This window comes from Halobacillus seohaensis, assembly GCF_042663045.1.
In the GTDB taxonomy this organism is placed as follows: domain Bacteria; phylum Bacillota; class Bacilli; order Bacillales; family Halobacillaceae; genus Halobacillus_A; species Halobacillus_A seohaensis.
This window is the reverse complement of the sequence record NZ_JBHSZV010000010.1, coordinates 59,018-84,124: the sequence shown is the minus strand read 5'-3', so window position 1 is coordinate 84,124 and position 25,107 is coordinate 59,018. Positions and strand designations below refer to the sequence as shown.

Here is a 25,107-nt window from a genome sequence, read left to right as displayed (position 1 = left end):
GCAGGCTTTTTTGTGGGGATTTTAGAATCAGGGAATCTGCTGCAAAAGATGAGGGGATTCCCTGATAACGATGAAACAGTTTCATCGTTACAATTATAAAAGTATAAGAAATAAAAAGGGGGATGGATCATTGAAGACTAAATCTGAAGAAAATCTGAAGGGAACGCTATTCAGTGTGATATTTATTGGGGTAATTATTATAGTCATGTGGATGAGCATCTATTTACTCTATATTGGAAGAACCTAACACAGGGAGGGTTGTTACATGCATTTGCATAAATTTGAAAAAATATGGTTAGCCTTCGGTATTATTGCTCTTATAATCTTTTTATCTGTAGTTGGTGTGAGTGCTTTTCACCAAGGGCATACACCATCTGGAGGTCAGATGACTATCGACTCGGAAAAGGTAAATGAAACGAAACCTTTTAATGAACCCGGTCTCCAACAAAAGGAAGATGGTTCATATGAAGTAGTAATGGTGGCGTTGACTTTTGGTTATAAACCTGGAAAAGTTACGGTTCCTGTAGGGGAGGAAGTAACTTTTACAATAACGAGTGAGGATGTAGTTCATAGCTTCTCCATAGTAGGTACAAATGTGAATATGATGGCTGTACCTGGACAAATAAATCATAAAACTCACACATTTAAAGAGACTGGAACTTATTTAGTTATATGTAATGAATACTGTGGCAATGGCCATCATTTTATGAGTACAGAGATTGAGGTGGTCGAATAATGGATGTTCTTCAAGTTTCAAATTTAGACCGAAAAGTTGCTTTATACAATTTAGGATTTGCTTATGTTGCCTTTATAATCGGTACGCTTTGTGGATTACTCCAAGTTTTTATTAGAAATGATGCATTGACTTTGCCACCGTGGCTCGATTATTATCAAGTGCTAACAGCTCACGGTATTCTTTTGGCTTTGGTTTTTACAACTTTTTTCATATTTGCATTCTTTCAGGCAGGAATGAGTCGAACGCTAGGCTATTTTAGTCGAAAGGTTTTGCGTTGGAATTGGATAGGATTTTGGGTTACTGCATTAGGAACGATATTAGTTGTTATTATGGTTGTTACAGGCAGAGCATCTGTCTTATACACTTTTTATGCTCCACTCCAAGCTCATGGGCTCTTTTATGTGGGTTTGGCATTATTTGTAGTTGGTACTTGGATTCAAGGATTTGCGTTAATTTCCCACTACCGAGCGTGGCGGAAGAAGAATAAGGGGTCTCTAAGTCCGCTTTTTGCATTCATGACAGTTTCTACGATTATCCTTTGGGTAATTGCTTGTCTAGGTGTAGTTGCCACCGTCTTATTTCAGTTCATCCCATGGGCTTTCGGATGGGTAGATGGGATTAACGTTGAACTAAGTCGTTCCTTGTTTTGGTATTTTGGTCATCCACTTGTTTATTTTTGGTTGTTACCTGCTTATATTGCTTGGTACGTTATCGTTCCGAAAATTATAGGTGGTCGAGTTTTCAGTGATTCATTAGCTCGTTTGTCCTTTATTTTGTTTATATTGTTTTCAATTCCTGTTGGATTCCATCATCAGTTAACAGAGCCGGGGATCTCAAGTTTTTGGAAGTTCCTTCAAACGGCACTTACTTTTATGGTTATCGTACCGTCACTTATGACTGCTTTTTCAATGTTTGCTACCTTTGAACTAAGAGGGAGAGAACTAGGTGGAAAAGGTTTATTTGGGTGGGTGACAAAGCTTCCTTGGAGAGATGTCCGTTTTACATCAATTTTTGTAGCAATGGCTTTCTTTATTCCTGGAGGGGCTGGTGGGATTATAAATGCGAGCTTTCAAATGAATGAAGTTATTCACAATACAATGTGGGTTGTAGGGCACTTTCATATTACTGTAGGTACCCCTGTAGCTATGACGTTTTTCGGTCTGACATTTTGGCTCGTTCCCTATTTAACAGGGCGGCAATTTACAAAATCACTACAAAAGTTGGCATTTCTTCAGATTGTTACGTGGTCGATAGGAATGTTATTGATGAGCACTGCTCAACATTTGTTAGGGTTACTTGGAGCTCCTAGAAGAACGGCTTACACTGGCTATAATCATGAAGCTGCCGAAAGCTGGTTTGAAGGAGTGTTGAGCAATCATGTGACGATGGCAATAGGAGGTTCCATCTTGTTTTTGTCAGCAACTATTCTAGTGTTTATTGTCGTGCAACTCTGGTGGTTTGCACCAAAATCAGATCAACATTCTAAAGTAGTCTTTCCTATAGCAACCAGCGATTCGGAGAACACACCAAAAGTCTTAGAAAATTGGAAACTATGGATTGGTATAGCATTGATTCTCATAGCAGTTGCTTATACAGTCCCTTTAGCCGAAATGATTCAGAACGCACCAAATGGTTCGCAAGGATTTAAAACTTGGTAAAGGGAGGAACAAGTTCATGTCTTTTGCATTTGCTGTAACATTATCGAGTATTGTTATAATAACAGTAGTTAGTACGATTATTATAGAGTTAAAAACAGAAGATTAACTAACAACATTCTAGGAACTTTTATGAAGTGTTTGGTTTTGAAATTTCTAGCAGTCCAACTCTGATATAGATTGGCCTGCTTTTTTTGTTGATTTATCAAGGTTTATAGATAGTTAAGAAGCATCCGTGGTTCTTTCATGGGAAACAAAAAACAAAGGAAAGGGCTCAGGGAAAAGATATGTTACCCACTAATGACTTCATCAATGTTGTTGACTTGTAATAAGACAAGGAAGTTCCTTATTGTGGAAGTATCGATATCAACAGAAGTTGGGAATCTTAGCTAGCTTTCCGCGGACGAATCTGCGAGTCTCCTCGTTCGTCTCTCACTGAGGGGTCTCTTCGGCCAGTTTTCCGCAGGAGCCTCGCAGATTCCCATCCAATCAATGCTATGATGAGAAAGCTAAACAACGGAACGCTTATGATGTGTGTTTTTCGCTTTGGACTAGTACGGGAGAGGGTGTCCTGTATTATTGTAGCCTGTGCGTATGAAATAGTATAAGAACCACAAAAAGTCGATAACAAATACCACTACAGATAATCAATCATTATCCATATTAAAGTTGCTTTAATCGAACTACGACGGTAGCCTATTCGATGGTTCTAGCACGATTACCGATGGGTGAACCATACAGATAGATTGTTGCGGTTCCGTTTACCTCAACGACGGCAAGGGGTTCAGGGGAATGATGAGACTTCTTCGTCCGAGGAAAGCGAATTGTACCCCAGAGTCCCTTTCTGTGATTCTAAAGACAGAACCAGATCTGTTCCTAGCGTTGATTTAATTTATACATGGGACTACTTTATAATCTTGTTTTCCTTTAGGGGTTACATATAGTAGTAGCAAACGAGGGTGAACAACATTCACCTGTTCATAAGCTTTACAATGCCGCTAATTATTGCTGCATTAACATTTTGTCTAAATAAAAATTTCCCAGGTAATAAGCAGTAAGCATATTTTTTCATTTTTCTTTTCTACCCATTTTATTTGCTGAATTAGTGAAAACCCATGAGCATAGCGCATATTACTTTCACGCTAACCTAGTTGCCTTTGATTATTTAAAGATTTTTCATGCTTTTTACCTATTATAATAAATGAGACGGATGAATATTCTAAATAGGCAGTAAAGTAAAATAAGCCACCCTTTAATAAAGATGGCACTGAACTAAGCTGCGTCTTTGTGGTTATTTTTAAGTAGATGAGCATGTATTAAACGCTCTCTCACAATAATTCCAATCCAACTAGATAGAAATGCCTTAATCAATCCCACAATGAGAAACGGGTATACTCCTCCGGCCATAGCCTGTGTCCAGGTTAGATCCATTACATACTTTAGTTGAACAGTTCCGAATAATAATGTAATGATCATTCCGACTGTATTAGCTACTAAAGCCCAAGGTATGGAAAATTTTGTTTTTTCTAGAATGAACCCCGTAAAATAGGCGGCTGCTACAAAGCCAACAATATATCCGCCAGTAGGCCCCACAAGAACTTGTACGCCACCGCTAAAACCAGCAAATACGGGGAGACCTATTGCTCCAATAGCCGCATAACCTATCATGGCAATAGCACCTTGGCGACTTCCTAAAATAGTGGCTGTCAATCCTACGGCCAGTGTTTGTCCACTGATTGGTACTAAAGGGAGGGGGATTTCAATTTGAGCAAGAATAGCTGTAATTGCAGCAAAAATGGCGCAATTTACTATGATTCTTAACCTTTTACTTTCGTTGTTCAATTAACTCATCTCCTTTATGTTAACTAATTATAAAATAAGTTAACATAAAAAAGTTGATTGCGATATGAAAATTAGAGATAAAAATTTAAGTAATTATAAAGTTACCTGGAATTCAATTTTTTCGTTTTACATATAAAGGAAAATCTAACCTATGTATCTTACATATAGAAATAGGTTTCTTTTATGATGTTTTCATGTTCTAATCTAATAGTTTGGGGATCTGATAATTCACTTCTTTAAAATTGGCAAGTTATATATTAACAAAATATCGATCTCCATAAAAAGTGGAGCAGAGGTTGAAACTATCGTGTTCAGTATCAATTTTTGGTGTTCATTTTCTGGTTTATTATCAATATTACAGAAAATAGTCGATAAAATGAGTGCATTTACCTATAATAGTCTTCAGTGGAATTTTTATCCTTTAATAGACGGGAATAATTTTAGTATAAATAGGGTAAACAATTTGTAAGATACAGGTGTTTTCAAGGCTTTATAGTTTAATAGGTAATTTTATCTGTGAAGGGTATATTTATCCATTTATTATGTGTCAAAGATTTGAATAATAGATTACAAATATTTCAATTTAATAAAATAAGCCAGTTTTAAGTTCAAAAAAGAGGGGATATAAGGTAGAATAGAAAAGTGCAGAATTAACGGAGGTTATACTATGTTTAAAATTGATAAATTATTTAATAAAGACAATCGAAGTAAATGGTTTATATATGCGGCAGTCATTGCAATCTTTTGGATCAAGATGTATATCATCCAAGGGAGCATCTTCACACTTGGTGTAGAAAATGCTAATGAAGCTGCAATTCTAGCCTTTAACCCCTTAAGTAGTATTCTTCTTCTATTTGGGATAGGAATCTTACTAGCTGGGCGGAGAGGTTTATTAGTGACATATATTATAGGCTCAGTTGTCCTGTATGTTAATGTCCTATTCTATCGTGAGTATAGTGATTTTGTTACGATTCCTATGCTTGGGCAGGTGGCAAATCTAGCGGGATTAGGTGGCAGTATAACAAATATTTTATCTGTAACAGATATTTTTCTATTTGTTGACGTTTTGGCGGCAGTCTTTCTATTATTTTATTTAAAACCTGCACGCTTTCAAAGGTTCATGCCGAAACGTCGAGAAGGTCTTGTACTTGCTATAGTTGCCATTCCGTTGTTTCTTGTGAATTTAGCATGGGCGGAGACAGAACGTACCGATCTTCTTGAACGTGCATTTGATCGCAATATGTTAGTTAAATATATCGGAGTCATTAATTTCCACGTGTACGACATTGTCCTTCAAGGTCAGACAGAAATGAAGAAAACTTTTGCAGATAGTAATGAATTAGTACCGGCCTTAAACTATTTAAATGAAAAAAAATCAGAGCCGAATAGTGAGATGACAGGCGTTGCAGAAGGTAAAAACGTTATTGCTCTATCACTTGAAAGTACCCAAACATTTGTTGTTGATAACAAGTTAAATGGGAAGGAATTAACGCCTTACTTCAATGATCTAAAAGAAGAAGGGGCTTACTTTAGTAACTTCTACCATCAAGTAAAACAGGGACGTACTTCAGATTCAGAATTTATGCTTGATAATTCAATGTACGGTTTAAACCGAGGTGCTGCTTTCTTTACGCATTCGGGTAATGAATATGAAGCTACGCCAGAAGTGTTAGGTGAACATGGATACACATCTACAAATATGCATGCTAATGATAAAACCTTCTGGAACCGTAATGTGATGTATGATTCTCTTGGATATGATGAGTTTTATTCAAAAGAAGACTATGATGTAACAGAGGAAAAATCATATGGGTGGGGCTATCTTGACGAGTATTTCTTTATGGATTCCTTAGATAAGATGGAAAATCTTGAACAACCATTTTATAACAAGATGATTACCCTAACGAACCATCACCCGTTTACACTGCCAGAGGATAAGAAATATATCGAGGAAGGTGAAACTTCTAGTGGAACGTTAAACCGCTTTTTCCAGACCATTCGTTATCAGGATGAAGCGTTAAAACAGTTTGTTGAAGAATTTAAAAAGTCTGACCTATACGATGATACAATCCTAGTAATCTATGGAGATCACTTTGGAATCTCTGAAAATCATCAGGAAGCTATGGGTCAATATTTAGACAAAGATATTAATGAATATGAACAATTCCAACTTCAGCGTGTACCGTTATTGATGATTGGTGAAGGGATTGAACCTCAAAAGAATGATACAGTTGGTGGACAGATTGATTTGCGTCCTACAATTATGAACTTATTAGGTGTTGAGGATGATAATCCAGTACAGTTTGGACATGACTTATTCAGTGAAGACCGTCGTCAAATGATGATTACGCGGGACGGTGACTTTGCAAATGAGGAATATGTAGGTGTCAAAGGAATGTGTTATGACCGTGAAACAGGTGAAGAGATAGAAGAGGAAGCTTGCAAACCTGGGTTTGAAACGGCAGAAGAAGAATTAGCAATATCTGATTCCATCATTTATGGTGACCTTCTTCGCTATCTTGATGAAACAGAGATGATTGAGGAAGAGAAAGATGACACATCAGAGCAAGAATAATGAAAAAGCCTTCACCCCATGGGGTGAAGGCTTTTTAAATAATGTCTAACCAAATCTTGATTGTTGTTCCAATAATGAGAACAGCTAATATAGTTTGTAATACTTTTGTATTCATGGATTTACCAACCTTTGCTCCTAAGGGGGCAGCGATTAGGCTAGCAACGATCATAATGGAAGCTGCTGCATAATCAACTTGACCAGTAGAAACCTTACCAATCGTAGCACCTATTGAAGATATTAAAGTAATTGCTAATGAAGAGGCAATTGTCATCCTCGTAGGAATTTTTAAAACGACTAGCATGATAGGAACTAACAGAAATGCACCGGCTGCTCCTACTATCCCCGCACCTATACCTACAATAAGAGCAAGAGTGGCTGCCAACCACTTATTAAACCTTACCTGATCAAAAGGTATATCATCTATTCCCTTCTTTGGTACAACCATCATGACAGCAGCTGTTAAAGCTAATATTCCATAAACAATATTTATACCATCTTCAGGCATAAAGCGGGACCCATAGCCACCAATAAAACTACCAACCAAGATACTAACACCCATGTAACTAATTAATTTTTTATTAAGATAACCGCCTTTACGGTAGGCCCACACGCCTCCAATTGTTGCGAAAAAAACCTGTACAGCACTAATTCCAGATACTTCGTGAGCTGTAAATGCTGTGAAACCAACTAATGAAGGAATATATAAGAGCATTGGATATTTAATAATTGATCCACCAATGCCTAACATGCCAGACACATAGGAACCTACAAAGCCGATTAAGAATATAGTAATAATTAAACCAATTTCCATAATTGCCGATCAACCTCCTTTAAAAAAGGGAACCCTGCCAGGTTCCCTTTTAGCATTACTTACCCTTTTTGGATCCAAAACTTAAGAACATCGTTTTCTTCTTCATTTTTTAAAAATTCATGTCCGCCAGATTTAGCCCATGCAGTAAGGTCACCTTTGGCTCCTTTATCTGTTGCATGAATTTCAAGAACGTCACCTGTCTCTAATTCTTTCATAGCTTTCTTTGTTTTAACGATCGGCATAGGACATGCCATACCTTTTGCATCTAATACTTTTGTTGAATTCATCTTAAATACCTCCATTTAATATTATAATTGCTTTTTTGCAAGAAAGTTTAACTTATCTAATAGCACAACGGTTTGGACCAATCTCCATTTCGCGTTGGTATTCTTCTTCAGGACTAATTTTGCCCATGTTTGTTTCTCGAATTTCTTGATACGCATTAGGCTGTGGTGGCAAGTTTTCTGTTACCATTTTTCTGAACTCTGCTTCATCTTCAATGTTTAACCCGTGGTTTTTATCAAATAACGTTCCGAGTTTCTCGGCCACAGTACCATCTTCATTTAATTCATCCATGATCATGAAGTGTGCAGGAAGTACGAGTAACTGATGGGAAAGTTCTTTATAGCGAGAATATAAAGTTTCGCGTAAGTCTTTGACCCAATCATCTGCTTGCCCTGATAAGTCTGGGCGTCCTATAGAATCAATGAATAGGATATCTCCTGAGAGAAGGTAGCTACTATCAATTACAAATGATGTGGACCCAATTGTATGTCCAGGTGAGTACAAGGCGTGAATTGTAATGCTAGTATCGCCTACTTTAACTACTTCATTGTCTTTTAACGGTGCATATTTAAATGTTACTTCTGTGGCATCCTTAGGTGGTAACCAATAAGTGGCTCCGGTTTGTTCTGATAGTGTACGCCCACCTGAAATGTGGTCTGCGTGCAAGTGCGTATCCAATGAATGAGTGATCTTTACACCTTTTTCCCTGGCGAAATTATGATAGGCATCTGTCATACGAGAAGCATCTACAATTGCTGCTTCTCCATTGGATACTACCATGTAAGATAGACATCCTTTGCCAATTCGAACAAATTGATACAGTTCACCACCGTCATTTAAATCGCCAACTTTAACAGGTTCCAAATGTTCACTCCAGGCTTTCATACCTCCTTCTAGATAAGAAACGTCACGTCCCTCTTCCGAAAGCATGTCTGCAACCATAACAGACGACCCTTCTTTGGCACACACGACTAATACTTCTTGGTCGGATGGTAGTTGATCAAGGATGTCCTCTACACCATCAAGAAGATCAAAATAAGGAATGTTAAGGTAAGAAAAATTTTCTCCTTCAATCTTCCAATCTTCGAATGCATCCTCGTTACGAACATCTAAAATAAATAAGTTTTCTTTGTTGAAGACTTTTTTAGTGACTTCTTTTGCTGTCATTGCAGTTATCGCCATTTTTATTACCCCCTAAGGTATAATTTGTAGTAAAAAAATTTAATCTAATTTTGAAGTTTCACCTGACCAGTCGCTCATACCTGGTACAACATTGTAGACATGTTCAAAGCCACGAGCTGCTAATTTTAGGGCTGCCATGTCACTACGATTTCCTGTACGACAAACAACATAAATATTCTTCGTATCATCGAACTCGCCCATGCGGTCATCCAATTCATCTAGTGGAACAGATGTTGCATTCGGGATATGGCCAAAAGCATACTCTGCAGCTTCACGAACATCTAAAATAATGGAATCATCATCTAGCGATTGGATCATTTCATTATCTACTACGTGTGGGTGTTGTTTTTCCTGAGAATCTTCGTCACTAGATTTTCGAATGTAATGGCTTAATACATCGCTTTTTTCCATGGTTCCAAGATACTGATGACCCGTTTTTTCAGCCCATGCTTTCATATCTGCAGTGGAACCTTTATCGGTTGCTTGAACTTCAATAACTTGTCCTGCTTCCAAGTCTTTCATTACTTTTTTAGTTTTTACAATGGGCATTGGGCAAGCAAGACCCTTAGCGTCTAACGTTTGATGTGTTTTAATATCCATCTAAAAATCCTCCTTTAGATTATCGGAAGTTTATTCCGTTTTTCCTTCATAATTCATCATGCCACCGTCCATGTTCGTAACGTTGTATCCTTGCCCCTCAAGAAATTGAGTAGCTTGGCCGCTACGTCCTCCAGAACGGCAAACCATAACATATTCTTTTGATTTGTTAAGTTCATTCATGCGAAATTCAAGTAAGCCGAGTGGGATATGAACCGCGCCGGGGATTTTCCCTGTAGTTACTTCTTCGACTTCACGAACATCAATGATGTTTAAGGATTGGTATTGCTTTTCTACTTCTTTTGCTGTTGTTGTTTTCATTTCTTTACACCTCCTAATTAAATGAATAGATTAACGTTACCGTCTTCAGCATCTCCTAAATAAGCGGCAACACCTGCATACTCAATTTCGTCTAGTAACTCTTCTTTTTGTAAACCAAGTAAGTCCATTGTCATTGTACAAGCTACTAGGTTCACATCCTGCTCTTGTGCCATATCGATTAAATCTGGTAATGGCATCGCATTATGCTTTTTCATAACATTTTTAATCATTTTTGGGCCAAATCCAGCGTAGTTCATTTTTGAAAGGCCCATTTTATCTGCGCCTCTAGGCATCATTTTGCCAAACATTTTTTCCGTAAAGCTTTTCCTGACGGCGATATGGCCATCTTTACGAAGTGCGTTCAATCCCCAGAAAGTGTGGAAGATTGTTACTTCATGGTCATAAGCGGCTGCGCCGTTTGCTATGATATAAGCGGCCATCGCTTTATCGTAATCTCCACTGAATAAAATAATATTGGTTTTCTTTGTTTCTGACATATTCATCCTCCTAATATACTTATACACCTATGGGTATATAGAATGTTAAAATTTTTTTGTAAGACTCACGTAATCAATAGATGATTGGTTTTATCTGCTTTTGACTAATAACTGCACTGCTTCATTGATTGACTCTTCTTTAGTCACTTCATCGTTTGCTTCCTGGATACATTCGACTAGATTTGAGCTAACCACTAAACCAATTGTACGATCCAGTCCACTTCGAGTTGCTGAAAGTTGGGTGATAACGTCTTTGCAATCCTTGCCTTCATCCATCATCTTCAATACACCGCGTAGCTGACCTTCCATACGTTTCACTCTATTTTTAACAGAGTTGTTATATTCCATATTGTTTACCTCCTTTAAGGAAGTTTATTTTTCGTTAATTTGAATAGTACATGACTAATAATATACCCCTGTAGGTATAATGTCAACCGTTAAAAATAAATAATTTGGATAGGATAGAAACGAGGTGGTTTTTGCATGGATATATTAATGGATTCACTTAAAGTGATTGGAAGAATTGTGACGATCTTACCTTTCATGCTTGTCATCGGGCTTTATATGGGGAAACGTTCGGTTGGTGAACTGCCAGTATTTGATTTCCTAGTCATACTAGTATTAGGTGCTGTAGTAGGTGCTGATATTGCAGATCCTAATATAGAACACATTCATACGGCAGTTGCTATGGTTACCCTTGCTTTACTCCATCAATTTATTATTTTTATGAAATTAAAAAGTCGAAAAGTGGGAAAGTTACTTACATTTGAACCAACGGTAGTCATATATAATGGAGAATTTCTTTATGAGAATATGAAAAAAGTTCATTACGCCATTGATAATATCGTTCAAATGTTAAGAGAGAAGAGTGTTTTCACGGTGAAGGATGTCGAAATTGCCATTGTAGAAGCTAATGGTCAATTATCTGTTAAGTTAAAGTCAGAAAAAGAATGGGCAACGAAGTCTGATATGGGTGTACAAGTATCAAAAGGAGAATATGATATCCCTGTTATTTTAGATGGGGAAATTCAATATGAGTTGTTGGAAAAAATGAACAAGGATGAAGATTGGATTCGTCAGCAATTGGTGAATAGTCAAGTTCAAGTTACAGACGTTAAACAAGTATTTTACGGAGCACTTACACCAAGCGGAACTTTTATTTTTTCCTTAAAAGATCGTTCTAGTGAGAACATTCCTCCTATAGACCATTAAAGTGAAAAGTGACAAACCGTAGAAATAATCGTTGAATGATGATTAAAGTTAACTTGTGAAATACAGTGTGAATCCTTCTACAAAAAAAGAGCAAATTCCTTATTGGAAAATGCTCGTTCTGATTCAATAAAGGGTTAATAGGGAGGAATTAGCTCTCTTTCCCGGTGACGAGAACCCTCGAGTCTCTCGGATACGCTGTGGGGTCTCTTACGATTATTTTTCCGCAGACGGTCTTGCCAGTACATTAGATTGATCCAACTCTGCCATTAATAGACCCAGTACTATTAACGTGTGTTGGCAAGGCTAGAGATTTAATGCGCTTGGCGTTACTACAATTTCATTTGTGAATTCATATGAAAAAGTAGTCCAATTTAGGGGATAGTATATTTATGCTCCCAAACTGGACTACTTACCGTTAGATGGTTGTCTTTTTTAATACAGTTCTCATGCACTTCGGTCAATACATATTATAAGGCGATCCTCGATATCTTTAGCTAGTGCTTCAATATTTTCATCATTAACCATGCTTATTAGTGATGTTGGCTTAGGCATTCCGATCTTTGTCGTTCCTTCGTCATCATAAACAACCATTTTACAAGGCAAGAAATAACCGGCCATTTTGTTCTCACTCAGGACTCGTTGCGCTTCTTTAGGGTTACACACCTCTAATACCTTATATTCATTTTCGAAATCAAGACCTTTTTCCTGGAGTTTATCTTTAATATCAAAAGTCCAAAGTACTCCGAATTGTTCTTCCTTTAAAGATGCTTCTAGGCTATTAACAGCTTCATCTATTCCTTTTTTTGTAGAGACAGTATAATCAAACATGTAGATCCTCCTTATGGTATGGTTTCATTTTTAATATACCCCGTTAAGTATTTTGTTAATCATATTTAAGCTTTTAATTTTTATTAAAAGTGGGGTAGTTTGAGCAAAATGTGAGGAAACGCTAAGGGTATACATCTTCTTTTTATTGGATATTCAATAGGATTAACCATTCAATTATAACTGATGGAATTATTTGGTTGTGATAGGGTGTTTGTATATTTTAGGTGCTGATGAAGGTGATGTAATGTAGTTGCATGAACCGACAACCTTTATTCCTGTGGAGTAGAATTATAGATTTTAAGTTGTCTGTAGGCTTCTATCTTTTATTTATCGAAAAAGTTCTACAGTATACCTGTATCATTTCCCTCATTTGTATTAGAATAAGGGGAGCAAAAGAGAGGACGTGACACACATCCATGCAAAAACAAATTAAACTGATAGCATTAGATTTGGACGGAACTTTACTAAACTCTAAGGAAACGGTGTCTGAGGCGAACCTAAATGCGATAAAGAACGCTAAGGAAAAAGGATACCATGTAGTTCTAAGCACCGGACGTTCCCTTGATCGTTGCCAAGAAATAGCGGAGTCATTAGGAGATTCATCTTATATAGTCACAATAAATGGGGGAGAAATCTACAACAATAAGTTCGAACTTATTGACCAAACGGTTCTAGATTACCAACTTGTTGAACGGCTTTGGGAACTTAGACAACAACATAAGGTCCACTATTGGTCTACTACTGTTCAAGGTCAGTTCAATAGCTCTCAGAATTTTGAACAAGAGGTTAAAGAATATGATTGGCTGAAGTTTGGCTTTGATATTGAAGATGATGAAATAAGACAGGTAGTACTAGATGAACTTTTAAATAATGATGCATTAGAAATCTCAAATTCAAGCCCTACAAATATTGAAGTGAACCCCTCTGGTGTCAACAAGGCCGCAGCTCTTCTAAAAGTGTGTGAACGCCTGAATATAGAAATGGACAATGTGCTTGCTGTTGGTGATAGTTTAAATGATATGGCTATGATAAGAGAAGCGGGTATTGGAGTTGCTATGGGAAATGCTCAAGCAGATCTTAAGGAAGCAGCTACTTGGGTTACAACTACAAATGATGAAGATGGAGTAGCTAAAGCTATCGAAAGTATTTTATAATCAGCTTTGGCATAAGTGATCTGGAAGATTCATAAAGTAATAACACCCTACCTAAAGTCTCCTCCTATATAAAAAAAAGCGGTACCTTTTTAAAAAGGATCGCTTTTTTTTGTTAAAAATGAAAACGCTTACTGATAACAGCAGGAATTCAGTCATAAGAAACGAATATCATTAAGGAAGGTATTTTTTGAATTATTAAATCTGATCATTCCAAAAAGGGGGTACTCAATGAAAGCAGAATATATAAAAGAAGAACATGACATTCTACGTACTTCGGAAAAAAAGTTTTTAGCTAAAGAGGCGTACCCACACTTTAAAGATTGGGAAGCAAATGGGATGATCCCTCGATCTTTTTGGGAAAAACTTGGAGAACAAGGGTTTCTTTGCCCATGGCTAGATGAAAAGTACGGGGGCTTTGGTGCTGACTTCGGATATTCAGTAATTATAAATGAAGAATTAGAAAAGGTTGGTACAGGGTTAATAGGGGTTGGCCTTCATAACGATATCGTAGTTCCTTATCTGTATCATTATGGTACTAATGAACAAAAAGATAAATGGCTGGCAAAATGTGCAAGCGGGGAACTAATTACGGCTATCGCAATGACTGAACCTGGAGCAGGGTCAGACTTGTCAGCTATTCAGTCAAGTGCTCTGTTAAAAGATGATCATTTTATTATCAATGGTGAAAAGACTTTCATCACAAATGGGATTCAAGCAGATCTAATTGTCGTTGTTTGTAAGACTGACCTGAAAGCAAACCCAGCTCATCGTGGGATCAGTCTTATTGTTGTGGAAAGAGGTACAGTGGGATTCGCAAGGGGAAATAAATTAAATAAAGTTGGTTTGCATAGTCAGGATACAGCTGAATTGATTTTTGAGGATGCGAAAGTACCAAAAGCGAATTTACTCGGGGGAGAAGGTAAGGGATTTTATTACCTTATGGACCAGCTCCAACAAGAGCGATTAATTGTTGCGATAGGTGGAATTGCTTCAAGTGAACGTATGCTTGAATTAACCATAGATTATGTCAAAGAACGGAAGGCGTTTGGACAATCCATTGCTTCATTTCAAAACACACAATTTAAGTTAGCAGAACTTCAAACTGAAGTGGAGATAGGCAGATCCTACTTGGACCGTACAATTGAAGCTCATATGAAGGGTGAGGATGTTGTAAAAGAAGTTTCGATGGCGAAGTGGTGGATTACGGATCTTGTCAAAAAAGTAGCAGCAACTTGTATGCACTTACATGGCGGTTATGGATATATGGAAGAATATGAGATTGCAAGACGGTTTCGAGATGCCCCTGTTACGGCAATCTATGCTGGGTCAAATGAGATTATGAAATCGATTATAGCTAAAAAAATGGGGCTGGTTTAAAAGGCTCAATTGGAGGGATTTATTATGAGAGAAGTTGTCATCATAGAAGCCGTTCGTACTCCTGTAGGAAAGAGAAATGGTCTCCTTAGCGGGATAAGACCTGATGAGTTACTAGCTAAAGTACTTAGGGAAGTTGTTGATCGTGTTTCCCTTGATCCTCAAGCTGTGGATGATGTTATAGCAGGATGCGTTTCACAAGTAGGAGAGCAAGCTGGTGATGTAGCACGGGTGGCTTCACTTATTGCAGGGTTCCCTAAGGAAGTTCCGGGCGTGACCATAGATCGGCAATGTGGATCAAGTCAGCAAGCTGTTCATTTTGCCTCCCAGGCCATTGCAAGTGGCGATATGGACGTGGTTATTGCTGCTGGTGTAGAGAGTATGTCTCGTGTGCCGATGTTTTCAAATATGAAAGGTATCAACTACAGTGAAAAGTTGACGGACCGCTATGAAATCATAAATCAAGGATTTTCTGCAGAACGGATTGCAGAACACTGGAATTTAAGCAGAAATGAACTGGATGAATACGCCTCTCGAAGTCACGAGAAAGCCCTCCAAGCCATTAAAAATGAGCATTTTGACACGGAAATTATGTCTGTAGAGACTAAGGATAAACAAGGGATGCCTCTTATGATGCAAAAAGACCAAGGGCCAAGACCCGGAACTACGGTTGATACATTAGCAGGACTAACTCCTGTATTTGAAGAAGATGGTGTAATTACTGCAGGAAATTCTAGCCAAATAAGTGATGGGGCTTCAGCTGTATTACTGATGTCACGTGAAAAAGCAGAGTCGCTTGGTTTAAAGCCTCGTTTTAGAATTATCGGCCGTTCCGTCGTTGGCTCTGATCCCACGTTCATGTTGACCGGTCCAGTACCTGCAACCCGAAAAGTTTTAAAAAAATCCGGACTAAGCATTGAAGACATTGACTTATTTGAAGTTAATGAAGCGTTCGCCTCTGTTCCGTTGTTCTGGTTAAAAGAAACAGGAGTTGATGCTAGTAAACTCAACGTTAACGGGGGAGCAATAGCATTGGGACATCCTCTAGGAGCTACGGGTACAAAATTGTTAACTACCTTAGTCCATGAATTAGAAAGAACAAGAGGACGGTATGGATTACAGGCAGTTTGTGAAGGGATGGGAATGGCAAATGCCACCATTATTGAACGACTGGAGGGATAGTAATGGAAGTCAAAGACGTTGTGGCTGTGGTTATGGGAGGAGCATCTGGATTAGGTGAAGCAACTGTAAGAACCATTGTAGAAAACGGTGGTAAAGTAATAATCGCTGATCAAAATGCTGAAAAAGGACAAAAGTTAGCAGCTGAACTAAAAGGTTCTGTTTTATTTTACCAAGTGGATGTCACGTCAGAACAGCAAATTACACAAATGTTAGAAGGGTCAGTCCGTCATTTTGGGTATATAAATGGATTAATTAATTGCGCAGGAATCGTGATTGCAGAAAAGGTGTTAGGAAAAGAAACAACACATGATTTAGGGTCGTTCCAAAAGGTAGTAGAAGTAAACCTAATTGGAACATTTAATATGATTCGTCTCGTTTCCGAACGAATGAAAGATCATGAGGCAAATAGTGAAGGTGAGCGAGGTGTGATTATAAATACTGCATCAATTGCAGCTTTCGAAGGGCAAATTGGTCAAGCGGCATATAGCGCATCAAAAGGTGGAGTTGTCTCTATGACATTACCTATATCGCGAGAACTAGCACGTTATGGAATTCGAGTGATGACCATTGCTCCTGGATTATTTGAAACACCGATGTTCGACTTACTTCCAGAGTCTGCAAAGGATGCTCTTGGTAAAAAGACCCCGTTTCCAAATCGCTTAGGTCAGCCAAAAGAATATGGAAAACTCGCTCTAAACATTTTAGAAAATTCCATGCTGAACGGGGAGGTGATTCGACTCGACGGTGCGATAAGATTGCAACCAAAGTAAGAGAACATATAAAAAATAAAAAGGAGTGCATGAGTAATGGGGCCAACGTTAACGAGTATGTTTGAACAAACTGTAGCCAAGTATCCTAACAAGGAAGGACTTGTTGATTTACGATTAGGAACAAGGTGGACCTATCAGCAGTGGGACCTTGAAGTGAATAAACTAGCCAATGCTTTACTAGCGGAGGGAGTAGATAAAGGAGACCGAGTGTCTACTGTGCTTTTCAACACGGCAGAATTTGCTACAACGTTGTTTGCCTGTATGAAAATTGGAGCTGTTTTTAACCCTATTAACTTTCGACTCACGGCTCAAGAGATAGACTACATTATTAAAGATGCTGATCCTAAAATTGTTCTATTTGAAAAAGCTACGGCTGCATCCGTTGAAGGCGTCGCGGTCTCATTACCTCAAATCACCTATTGGTCCATTGACGAAGATGAATTATCTTATGCGAAAAATTACTATGACGCGATTAATCACTCACAAACATCGAAACCTGACTGTCTAGTGGATGAAGACGATATCTATGCGATCATGTATACTTCAGGGACCACTGGTGCTCCAAAGGGCGTGTTGCATTCCCATCGGGACATGGTGGACCAAGCACTTGTTTTAACGGCAACCTTAAGACTTACTCAACACGATCGAGGGTTAACCGTTGCTCCGATGTTCCACTGTGCCGAACTTCACTGTACATTCTTCCCAAGAGTGATGATAGGTGCTTCTAATGTTGTACTCCACCATTTTGATGCATCAGCTATGATTCAAACCATTCGTGAAGAACAAATCTCTACTTTATTTGCTGCTCCGACGATGTGGAATATGGTTTTGCAAGAAGAATATAGTCAAGAGGATTTCGCGACACTAAGGCAAGGACTATATGGTGGAGCCCCCATGGCCCCGGCTTTAACAACTCGTTTACATGATGCTATAGGTGTTCAATTGATTCAGGCCTACGGAATGACCGAGATGGGTCCGGCCATTACCGTTCTGTTAGAAGATGAACAAATATCTAAAGCAGGATCAGCAGGACGAGCCCTAATTAATCATGATGTTCGGGTGGTGAGGACACGTGAAGATGGGCCTGCTGACCCTGATAACATTTGTGACTCCGGTGAATTAGGAGAAATCGTTGTACGGGGCCCTAGCACAATGAAGGGGTATTATAGACGACCGGAAGCTACTGAAGAAGTCATGTATAAAGAATGGTATCACTCGGGTGATATAGGGTATTTCGATGATGAAAATTATCTTTGGGTTAGTGATCGGGTGAAAGATATGATTATCTCTGGTGGAGAAAATATATATTCACGAGAAGTAGAGGATGTTTTATTTGATCACCCCTTAATTATTGATGCAGCGGTTATCGGAGAACCTGATGAAATGTGGGGCGAACGAGTTGTTGCTTACATTGTAAGTAAAGGTAAATTAACAGAAGATGAACTAGACGAGTTTTGCACGTCAAGCAATCGATTGGCACGCTATAAACGGCCAAGGCGCTATGAATTTGTTGAAGAGTTACCAAGGAATGCAAGTGGGAAATTACAAAAATTTAAGCTAAGAGATCAACAAGAAAGTCGATCTTGAAAATAGATAAGGCATGATATTCATTTAATTGGGTATGTTTTAAGAAATACAAAACATTAAATAACATAGATTCTAGCAGTCCATTCTATTGGACTGCTTTTTAGTTGGATAAGGCATGATAAAAAAAGAAATAAGGAGAAATATTCTATAGCCATAACTCTGCTTCAGCAGAAAAGAGGGGGTGACGAGAATATTTTCCAATTCATTTTCGGGAAGCGACTAGATATTCTAGCCATCAACACCCCCATTTAATACTTCATCAAAAGGTCGGTTTTTTATAACTCTTTCATTATTTCAATCGGTTGAAGCTGTCGAAATTGATCATAATCTTGAAAAGGACAACCAAATTCCTGGACTCGCTCTGCGACATTTTCGATCGTGAATGCTGTAGGATCTAAGCTCTCCTTGAGTTCACTCCAAAATAGTGGGGTTGCTACACTTGCTTCCTCCGTAGCACGAGCTGAATAGGGAGCGATGATTGTTTTTCCTTCCGCATGCTGTACATAATCTACATATAGTCGGTCTCCCCGCTTTTTCTTTAATCGTTCTGTTGTAAAAATGTCAGGTTTTTCTTTTACTATAAGCTTGGCTAATGATTCGATAAACTTTCTTGTTTCCTCATAGCTCAAGCTTCCTTCTTCTATAGGGATGTGAATCTGCAGCCCTTTATTACCAGATGTTTTTACAAAACTACGCACTTCTAATTTGTCGAGTAAATGCTTTAGTAGTTGAGCTGCCACCACAGACAAGTGAAAAGAAGAGCGATTGGGTGGATCTAGATCAAATATGATTTCATCTGGATGCTTGGCTAAGGCCTTTTGAAAGGGTAAGTGAAACTCAAGAGCACCTTGATTCCCTAACCATGTTAAGGAAGAAACCTGATCGGCTCGTAACGATACCTCTCCGTCCTCTTCTTTCCATCCACCAACGAAATCTGGCGCATAATCGGGGCGATGTTTTTGAAAGAAAGATTGTTGCTTTATTCCATCGGGATAACGAATGACTGTTACTTTTTTCTTTTGAAAATAAGGAAGCATATACGGAGCCATTCTACGTAAATAAATTAAATAATCTTGCTTTGTAAGTCCTTTAGACCATAAGATTTTCTCAGTATGCGAAGCCTCTACTTCTTCAGGAAGCATTGCTATGTCCCACCTGCGTTTTTCCTCGGTACATTCCCTAGGCGCTAAATCAAAGCGAAATTCATTAAATAAAGGCTCTCTTAACTCTCCTGCCTCTGCTTGTAAACAATGAACATCTACGCAGACACTTGGTTCTAAGTGCCAGTTCTCCCCTTTTTCTTTAAAAAAAGTACGGAGCGTTTGCGCTTGCTCTGAATCTAATCCATGTTTGAAACTTCCTAAAGAAACCCTCTGTTCTTTGTCAAAAACCTCTAACGTATAATATTCATTCTCTGGATTATATTTGGTTAGAAATCCAGACACTGTTCGCCATTGTTTGATTTTTAACCATTCCCTGGAACGTTTGTTGTACGTATAAGTGCTTTTCCTTAATTTGGCGACAATTCCTTCCCCTAAATAATCGAAACATATTTGTTTGATTTCCTCCCAATCCTCAAAGGCCGTCACATGCTGAATCTGAGGAAGATCAATATCTTCAAGCAATGAATGGAGAATTGCTTTTCGTTTTGTGTATGGATGTGACGAAAGGTCCTCCTTCTGTTGTAATACATCAAAAGCCATAAAAGTAGCGGGACGCTTTTTTGCAAGGCTTTGGATTTTTTCCGACTTTTTTATACGTCCACGTTTTTGTAAAAGACCAAAATTTGCTTGATACGGTGTATTTAATATGACAATTTCCCCATCTAATAAAAGGGGAAGATCCGTAGGGGGTTCTATTCCATGGACGTTAATAATTTCTGGAAAATATGAGGATAAATCTTTTCCATTTCTACTAGTAAGTGTCATGCCTTTTTTGGTCCATTTTAAAAAGGCTCTAAACCCGTCATATTTGATCTCATACATCCATTTATCTTCTTTAGGAGGAGTAGAAGATAACGTGGGGAGCATTGGTTGGTTCACAGTCATCACCTTCAATTCAAAGTTAGTTTGGGCATGAATAAGGATTTTAATCATAATTCTTTTATGGGAGTACATGCTATGAAAAAGGAGTGTGGACGATGCATACAATGTGGAAGGGTACGATCAGCTTTGGATTGGTTAATATTCCTGTTAAACTCCATGCCGCAACAGAAAACAAGGATATTAAGCTTCGTCAATTACATGAGGAATGCAAGTCCCCGGTTGAATATAAGAAAAGATGTCCAGTATGTGATAAGGAAATATCCAATGATGAAATTGTAAAGGCTTACGAGTATGCGAAAAATAAGTTTGTTGTACTCGATGCAGAGGATTTAGAAAGCTTAAAGAAAGAACAAGAGGATAAATCAGTTGAAATTTTGGATTTTGTAAAGCTGGACGATATTGATCCAATATATTTTGACCGTAGTTATTATCTGTCTCCTAATGAGGGTGGGACAAAAGCATATGGACTACTACGACAAGCATTAGGGGATACAGGGAAAATTGGCATAGCAAAGATCATTATCCGTTCAAAAGAACAACTAGCTATCGTTCGTGTTTATGAAAATACACTCGTTATGGAGACTATTCATTACCCAGATGAGGTTCGTAGTATAGCGGATGTTCCAAATGTTCCAGAACAATTCGATCTGAGTAAGAAAGAGTTGAGTACAGCAGTCACCTTAGTTGACCAATTAACCGCTGAGTTTCAACCTGAAAAGTATAAAGACAATTACAGAACTGCATTAATGGAGCTTATTGAAGCGAAACGTAATAACGAAGAAGTTACGACCGCTAAGAGCAAAACTACTCCTGACAATGTGACCAATTTAATGGATGCACTCGAAAAGTCACTTGAAAGTACGAAGGAATCTAAGAAAGTAGCTCCAAAAAGAAAGACCACGACTAAAAAAGCGAGTGGAAAGAAAAAGACGTCATAATGATAACTTGATCCAGGGCTAGCACTTTCTATGAAGCGATTTGTCGAACTAAATATCTATGTTTATACAGGTTTATGTAGTATACTAATTGTAAGATAAATCCCTTTTGTTAGAACATGTTCATTTAAAACTTGTTCTAGGAATAATAAATGAGGTCGTACATATCGTGCGGTCTTATTTTATATGTTATATTATCAGAATAATCTGAATTCAGGGGGGAGCCCATGGGTGAAGCACTTACTATGCGTGAGGTATGGAAGGCGAATCACAGGATTCAAGGAATAATTGACCAAACACCACTCTTATTTTCGGAACCATTATCAGAACGAACAGGCAATCATATATACTTGAAATTGGAGAATTGCCAACCAACGGGAGCATTTAAATTACGAGGTGCGGCAAATAAACTATTATCACTTACGGCCCAAGAAAGGAAGAAGGGTGTCACTACTTTTTCAACAGGAAATCATGGAATAGCCGTTGCGTATGTAGCTAAGCAACTTGATATTGAAGCAACCATTTGTATATCTAATCGGGTTCCTAAGGAGAAAGTCAATCGACTGAGAAGGTTAGGTGCCCATGTAAAAAAGGTAGGTGAAAACCAGGATGATGCCGAGGCTTATTGTTATGGTTTAGAAAAAAAACAGGGTTTGTTTGTTATTAAGCCATTCGATGATATTAAAGTGATTGCCGGACAAGGCACGATTGGACTTGAGATCATGCATCAGTGCCCAGATGTTGATCAGGTGGTTATTCCTTTGTCTGGGGGAGGATTGCTAACGGGTATTGCATTCACTCTTAAATCGATGATTCCTGAAATCCATATCCAAGGAGTTTCTATGGAAGCATCAGCTGTCATGCATGAAAGTCTCAAGAAGGGAACTCCTATCACGATGAAAGAAACGGAGACCTTGGCAGATAGTTTACTGGGAGGATTAGGCCCCAAGAATCAGCACACTTTTCCTTTAACACAACAATACCTGGATGAAAGTCTTCTCGTTTCAGAAGAAATGATTGAAAAAGGAATCCTTTTTATGATGGAATTTCATAAAATGATTATAGAAGGAGCAGCCGCAGCAGGAATTGGAAAGGTGTTAAAAGATACCCAAGCAAAAGGGAGGAATGTGGTTATTATAGTCAGCGGAAATAATATAGACCATGCTACAATTCAACAATTAATTTAGATAAGAATGTAATGGGGTGGTAAGATGGGTATACATGTAAAGGATGTCCTGCAATTGCCTATAATGGAACTCGCGAAGGTTCTAATGGGAAAGGCTCATCTAGAAGAAAGAGAAATTGAATGGATTTCTGTCATTGAAACACCAGTAGAGAATTTTGTCAGAAAAAACGAGTTTGTATTAAGTACTGGTATAGGGTGTGGAAACGATCCTGTCGCCCTTGAAAAGTATGTTCAAGATGTCATTGATTCAGGTGCATCTGCACTAGCCTTTGCAACGGGAAGACACATTTACAAAATTCCAGATCGCATAATGAGTTTAGCATCTGAACATAAATTAGTTCTAATTGAAATTCCGTGGGAAGTAAGGTTTGGAGATGTTCTCCATGATGTCTTGAATGAAATTAGTAAAAAGAAGCGAACTGCTCAACAGCGTACAGAAGAAATTCGACAGGAATTGATTAACTGCGTATTAAACGGAATGGGATTGCAGGAGATTATGAAAATAGTCTATGAAAATACAAATATTCCCGTGGCAATTAGTGATCATAACAAACTTATCCGTGCCAATTACTATTTCGACAGTCATATGATCGCTTTACTTAATGGAGAGGTTGAAGGTGACTATCAGCTCATTCCTTCATATGAAACACCTTTTAAAGATCACCCTTTATATCATTACATCGAGCAGTATCAAATTGGCGAAGATTGTTGTTATCAATTGACGATTTTATCGAACTATAAAAAACAAGGCTACCTCTTATTTAAACCTGAATCAGACGATGAACTAACCTGGTCCAATTTAAATATTTTGGAACATGCTTTGACTTCCTGTGCACTATATTTTGTGAAAGAAAATGCAATTGAAATGACAGAAATTCGATTGAAAGACAACTTCCTTCTCGATTTAGCTAAAACCAATATCGACATGGATAAACAGCTTCAGTCAAAAGCACAACTCCTAGGTTATGATTTAACAAAGCCCTATATTTGTCTTGTTGGTAATATCCGTTTTAAAAAGAAAGCTACTGAGCATATTGGAGGTTTTGATCAAGCTGTTATGTCCTCTTCCATGCATAGTCGAAATTATTATATTCAAAAAGAAGTAGCCCATGCAGGGGATGTTTTAAAAAGGAGAACCATGGCTACATTTGAAGATGGAGAAGTTATTGTTTTCTTAGAAGCAGACAATCGTCCTTATATGGAAACATCAAATCAGTTTCTTGACCTTGTTGAACGACGCTTAAATGAATTATTAGCTGGAATTAAAATTTCCTGGGGAATATCGATGCATAAAGATGGGTTGTATGTGTTTCATAAAAGCTATAATCAAGCCGTTACAGCGCATAATATTGGGCGTCAACAACATGAAATAGGAGAGCGTACCTTCTTCAGCGATACACGAATGAATAGATTATTGATGGCACTTTCTCATGAAAAAGAAATTGAAGAAATTGTTAAGAACACTCTTCATAAATTGATAGACTATGACCAGAAACGTCAAACGGACTTAATTCATACATTTATCATTTATAATAAATTCAACAGCAATGTAAGTCAGACGGCACGGGCTTTGAACTTGCATAGGCAGTCACTGCTACATCGGCTGAGAAACATTGAGCAATTGACCGGACTTTCCTTATTGAATGCAGATGACCTATTTTTACTTGAGCTTAGTGTAAGACTTTGGATGTTAAAAAAAGTGGATGAATAAATAAGGGGAGCTCTTTAAGATAAGTAGTTCCATAAATAAAAGTACAAATAACAAACAAAAAAGCTTGGATTTTTAATGCCTAAGTGTTCTTTTATATTTTCTTGTTAAACTAAAGCTTTAGATTGGGGAAGACTCAATTTCGAGACATTTCGGTGGTTTCCGTTACAAAGAATGGCGTTTGAAGGTCCGGGAAATCACTCGCTTTCCATGGGCATGTGGCGAGCTTCCTCGGGCTATCGCCCTGCGGGATCTCACCGATCATGTTCATCCCAGCTCTTACGCCTTATAAGGACGAAGGCTACATCTAGTTCATCAATCCTATCGGGCGTTATCCAGCTCCAGCGCCTAGCGGCTAGTGAGACTTCCCTCGGTTCTGTACGATAAGTCAACAGTCCAGTCCATACGCCGCTGACCAAGGCGCCTCCGCTTTTAAAGGAGAGTCTCGCAATTTCCCGGACCTTCTTGCTTTCGTAAGGAGAACGGAAGCCGTGTGGGGTAAGGTTTTATTCTATAGCATAGATAAGACGCATTCTCCTATGGGGGGGCGTTAATTTCCATGTCGAAAGGGGTGGCTTTGAAACGACGAGACCTCCCGCGGGAGAAGGAGTTAGGCAAGACCCCA

General features: G+C 38.3%; 22 protein-coding genes. 12 read left to right on the top strand and 10 right to left on the bottom strand.

What is annotated here, in order from left to right:
- Positions 1-265: 265 nt before the first annotated feature.
- On the top strand, positions 266-736 hold the full coding sequence (locus ACFQIC_RS03610; protein WP_204708699.1) for a cytochrome c oxidase subunit II: 471 nt from the start codon (positions 266-268) through the stop codon (positions 734-736).
- Entirely contained in the window at positions 736-2,394 is a 1,659-nt protein-coding gene (locus ACFQIC_RS03605; protein WP_204708700.1) for a b(o/a)3-type cytochrome-c oxidase subunit 1, read from the top strand. The genes ACFQIC_RS03610 and ACFQIC_RS03605 overlap by 1 nt, the downstream gene beginning before the upstream one ends.
- A 1,269-nt stretch (positions 2,395-3,663) precedes the next feature.
- Here the strand turns inward: ACFQIC_RS03605 and ACFQIC_RS03600 are convergent.
- Complete coding sequence (locus ACFQIC_RS03600; protein ID WP_204708701.1) at positions 3,664-4,233, bottom strand: biotin transporter BioY; 570 nt, start codon at positions 4,231-4,233, stop codon at positions 3,664-3,666.
- 667 nt (positions 4,234-4,900) lie between these two features.
- Between ACFQIC_RS03600 and ACFQIC_RS03595 the strand changes: the two genes are divergently transcribed.
- A complete protein-coding gene (locus ACFQIC_RS03595) occupies positions 4,901-6,808 on the top strand; it encodes an LTA synthase family protein (protein WP_204708702.1) in 1,908 nt (635 codons plus the stop codon).
- A 34-nt stretch (positions 6,809-6,842) separates the two neighbouring features.
- Here the strand turns inward: ACFQIC_RS03595 and ACFQIC_RS03590 are convergent, their stop codons facing one another.
- The 7 genes from ACFQIC_RS03590 to ACFQIC_RS03560 all read right to left on the bottom strand — a co-directional run bounded on the left by ACFQIC_RS03590 (position 6,843) and on the right by ACFQIC_RS03560 (position 10,849).
- Positions 6,843-7,619, bottom strand: a complete 777-nt coding sequence (locus tag ACFQIC_RS03590; RefSeq protein ID WP_204708703.1) for a sulfite exporter TauE/SafE family protein — start codon at positions 7,617-7,619, stop codon at positions 6,843-6,845.
- Between the two features lie 59 nt (positions 7,620-7,678).
- On the bottom strand, positions 7,679-7,906 hold the full coding sequence (locus ACFQIC_RS03585; protein ID WP_204708704.1) for a sulfurtransferase TusA family protein: 228 nt from the start codon (positions 7,904-7,906) through the stop codon (positions 7,679-7,681).
- Positions 7,907-7,958: 52 nt separating this feature from the next.
- A complete protein-coding gene (locus tag ACFQIC_RS03580; RefSeq protein ID WP_204708705.1) occupies positions 7,959-9,086 on the bottom strand; it encodes an MBL fold metallo-hydrolase in 1,128 nt (375 codons plus the stop codon).
- A gap of 39 nt (positions 9,087-9,125) precedes the next feature.
- Complete coding sequence (locus ACFQIC_RS03575; protein WP_204708706.1) at positions 9,126-9,686, bottom strand: sulfurtransferase TusA family protein; 561 nt, start codon at positions 9,684-9,686, stop codon at positions 9,126-9,128.
- Between the two features lie 30 nt (positions 9,687-9,716).
- Entirely contained in the window at positions 9,717-10,004 is a 288-nt protein-coding gene (locus tag ACFQIC_RS03570; RefSeq protein ID WP_204708707.1) for a rhodanese-like domain-containing protein, read from the bottom strand.
- 17 nt (positions 10,005-10,021) lie between these two features.
- Positions 10,022-10,501 (bottom strand): DsrE/DsrF/DrsH-like family protein, encoded by a 480-nt coding sequence (locus ACFQIC_RS03565; protein WP_204708708.1) that lies wholly within the window; start codon positions 10,499-10,501, stop codon positions 10,022-10,024.
- 90 nt (positions 10,502-10,591) lie between these two features.
- Entirely contained in the window at positions 10,592-10,849 is a 258-nt protein-coding gene (locus tag ACFQIC_RS03560; RefSeq protein WP_204708709.1) for a metal-sensitive transcriptional regulator, read from the bottom strand.
- A 135-nt stretch (positions 10,850-10,984) separates the two neighbouring features.
- On the opposite strand from ACFQIC_RS03560, the gene ACFQIC_RS03555 reads away from it, so the two are divergent.
- On the top strand, positions 10,985-11,713 hold the full coding sequence (locus ACFQIC_RS03555) for a DUF421 domain-containing protein (protein ID WP_390216943.1): 729 nt from the start codon (positions 10,985-10,987) through the stop codon (positions 11,711-11,713).
- A gap of 444 nt (positions 11,714-12,157) precedes the next feature.
- On the opposite strand, the gene ACFQIC_RS03550 is transcribed toward ACFQIC_RS03555, so the two are convergent.
- Positions 12,158-12,541 carry a DUF302 domain-containing protein gene (locus tag ACFQIC_RS03550; protein WP_204708710.1) on the bottom strand — a complete coding sequence of 128 codons (384 nt, stop codon included), beginning with the start codon at positions 12,539-12,541 and terminating at the stop codon, positions 12,158-12,160.
- Positions 12,542-12,957: 416 nt separating this feature from the next.
- Here ACFQIC_RS03550 and ACFQIC_RS03545 point away from each other — a divergent pair, with 416 nt between their 5' ends.
- From ACFQIC_RS03545 to ACFQIC_RS03525, 5 genes are all read left to right on the top strand, one after another.
- Positions 12,958-13,695: a Cof-type HAD-IIB family hydrolase gene (locus tag ACFQIC_RS03545; RefSeq protein ID WP_204708711.1), complete on the top strand. Its 738-nt coding sequence runs from the start codon at positions 12,958-12,960 to the stop codon at positions 13,693-13,695.
- Positions 13,696-13,923: 228 nt separating this feature from the next.
- Positions 13,924-15,072 (top strand): acyl-CoA dehydrogenase family protein, encoded by a 1,149-nt coding sequence (locus tag ACFQIC_RS03540; RefSeq protein ID WP_204708712.1) that lies wholly within the window; start codon positions 13,924-13,926, stop codon positions 15,070-15,072.
- A gap of 24 nt (positions 15,073-15,096) precedes the next feature.
- Complete coding sequence (locus ACFQIC_RS03535; RefSeq protein ID WP_204708713.1) at positions 15,097-16,251, top strand: thiolase family protein; 1,155 nt, start codon at positions 15,097-15,099, stop codon at positions 16,249-16,251.
- A 2-nt stretch (positions 16,252-16,253) separates the two neighbouring features.
- Entirely contained in the window at positions 16,254-17,021 is a 768-nt protein-coding gene (locus tag ACFQIC_RS03530; protein WP_204708714.1) for a 3-hydroxyacyl-CoA dehydrogenase, read from the top strand.
- Between the two features lie 36 nt (positions 17,022-17,057).
- Positions 17,058-18,608, top strand: a complete 1,551-nt coding sequence (locus ACFQIC_RS03525) for a long-chain-fatty-acid--CoA ligase (protein ID WP_204708715.1) — start codon at positions 17,058-17,060, stop codon at positions 18,606-18,608.
- A gap of 275 nt (positions 18,609-18,883) precedes the next feature.
- Here the strand turns inward: ACFQIC_RS03525 and ligD are convergent, their stop codons facing one another.
- Complete coding sequence (gene ligD / locus ACFQIC_RS03520; protein WP_390216942.1) at positions 18,884-20,704, bottom strand: DNA ligase D; 1,821 nt, start codon at positions 20,702-20,704, stop codon at positions 18,884-18,886.
- 44 nt (positions 20,705-20,748) lie between these two features.
- On the opposite strand from ligD, the gene ku reads away from it, so the two are divergent.
- The 3 genes from ku (at position 20,749) to ACFQIC_RS03505 (ending at position 24,485) form a co-directional block, all read left to right on the top strand.
- Positions 20,749-21,591 carry a non-homologous end joining protein Ku gene (ku, locus tag ACFQIC_RS03515; RefSeq protein ID WP_204708717.1) on the top strand — a complete coding sequence of 281 codons (843 nt, stop codon included), beginning with the start codon at positions 20,749-20,751 and terminating at the stop codon, positions 21,589-21,591.
- 224 nt (positions 21,592-21,815) lie between these two features.
- The gene (locus ACFQIC_RS03510; protein WP_204708718.1) at positions 21,816-22,775 is read left to right on the top strand and encodes a pyridoxal-phosphate dependent enzyme; all 960 of its coding nucleotides are present in this window, start codon (positions 21,816-21,818) and stop codon (positions 22,773-22,775) included.
- A gap of 24 nt (positions 22,776-22,799) precedes the next feature.
- The gene (locus ACFQIC_RS03505) at positions 22,800-24,485 is read left to right on the top strand and encodes a PucR family transcriptional regulator (RefSeq protein ID WP_204708719.1); all 1,686 of its coding nucleotides are present in this window, start codon (positions 22,800-22,802) and stop codon (positions 24,483-24,485) included.
- Positions 24,486-25,107 lie beyond the last annotated feature (622 nt).

Bases quoted from the DNA above. Each gene is read 5' to 3' on its own strand.
- ACFQIC_RS03610 (WP_204708699.1), top strand. From the start codon at position 266: ATGCATTTGCATAAATTTGAAAAAATATGGTTAGCCTTCGGTATTATT.
- ACFQIC_RS03605 (WP_204708700.1), top strand. From the start codon at position 736: ATGGATGTTCTTCAAGTTTCAAATTTAGACCGAAAAGTTGCTTTATAC.
- ACFQIC_RS03595 (WP_204708702.1), top strand. From the start codon at position 4,901: ATGTTTAAAATTGATAAATTATTTAATAAAGACAATCGAAGTAAATGG.
- ACFQIC_RS03590 (WP_204708703.1), bottom strand. From the start codon at position 7,619: ATGGAAATTGGTTTAATTATTACTATATTCTTAATCGGCTTTGTAGGT.
- ACFQIC_RS03585 (WP_204708704.1), bottom strand. From the start codon at position 7,906: ATGAATTCAACAAAAGTATTAGATGCAAAAGGTATGGCATGTCCTATG.
- ACFQIC_RS03580 (WP_204708705.1), bottom strand. From the start codon at position 9,086: ATGGCGATAACTGCAATGACAGCAAAAGAAGTCACTAAAAAAGTCTTC.
- ACFQIC_RS03575 (WP_204708706.1), bottom strand. From the start codon at position 9,686: ATGGATATTAAAACACATCAAACGTTAGACGCTAAGGGTCTTGCTTGC.
- ACFQIC_RS03570 (WP_204708707.1), bottom strand. From the start codon at position 10,004: ATGAAAACAACAACAGCAAAAGAAGTAGAAAAGCAATACCAATCCTTA.
- ACFQIC_RS03565 (WP_204708708.1), bottom strand. From the start codon at position 10,501: ATGTCAGAAACAAAGAAAACCAATATTATTTTATTCAGTGGAGATTAC.
- ACFQIC_RS03560 (WP_204708709.1), bottom strand. From the start codon at position 10,849: ATGGAATATAACAACTCTGTTAAAAATAGAGTGAAACGTATGGAAGGT.
- ACFQIC_RS03555 (WP_390216943.1), top strand. From the start codon at position 10,985: ATGGATATATTAATGGATTCACTTAAAGTGATTGGAAGAATTGTGACG.
- ACFQIC_RS03550 (WP_204708710.1), bottom strand. From the start codon at position 12,541: ATGTTTGATTATACTGTCTCTACAAAAAAAGGAATAGATGAAGCTGTT.
- ACFQIC_RS03545 (WP_204708711.1), top strand. From the start codon at position 12,958: ATGCAAAAACAAATTAAACTGATAGCATTAGATTTGGACGGAACTTTA.
- ACFQIC_RS03540 (WP_204708712.1), top strand. From the start codon at position 13,924: ATGAAAGCAGAATATATAAAAGAAGAACATGACATTCTACGTACTTCG.
- ACFQIC_RS03535 (WP_204708713.1), top strand. From the start codon at position 15,097: ATGAGAGAAGTTGTCATCATAGAAGCCGTTCGTACTCCTGTAGGAAAG.
- ACFQIC_RS03530 (WP_204708714.1), top strand. From the start codon at position 16,254: ATGGAAGTCAAAGACGTTGTGGCTGTGGTTATGGGAGGAGCATCTGGA.
- ACFQIC_RS03525 (WP_204708715.1), top strand. From the start codon at position 17,058: ATGGGGCCAACGTTAACGAGTATGTTTGAACAAACTGTAGCCAAGTAT.
- ligD (WP_390216942.1), bottom strand. From the start codon at position 20,704: ATGATTAAAATCCTTATTCATGCCCAAACTAACTTTGAATTGAAGGTG.
- ku (WP_204708717.1), top strand. From the start codon at position 20,749: ATGCATACAATGTGGAAGGGTACGATCAGCTTTGGATTGGTTAATATT.
- ACFQIC_RS03510 (WP_204708718.1), top strand. From the start codon at position 21,816: ATGGGTGAAGCACTTACTATGCGTGAGGTATGGAAGGCGAATCACAGG.
- ACFQIC_RS03505 (WP_204708719.1), top strand. From the start codon at position 22,800: ATGGGTATACATGTAAAGGATGTCCTGCAATTGCCTATAATGGAACTC.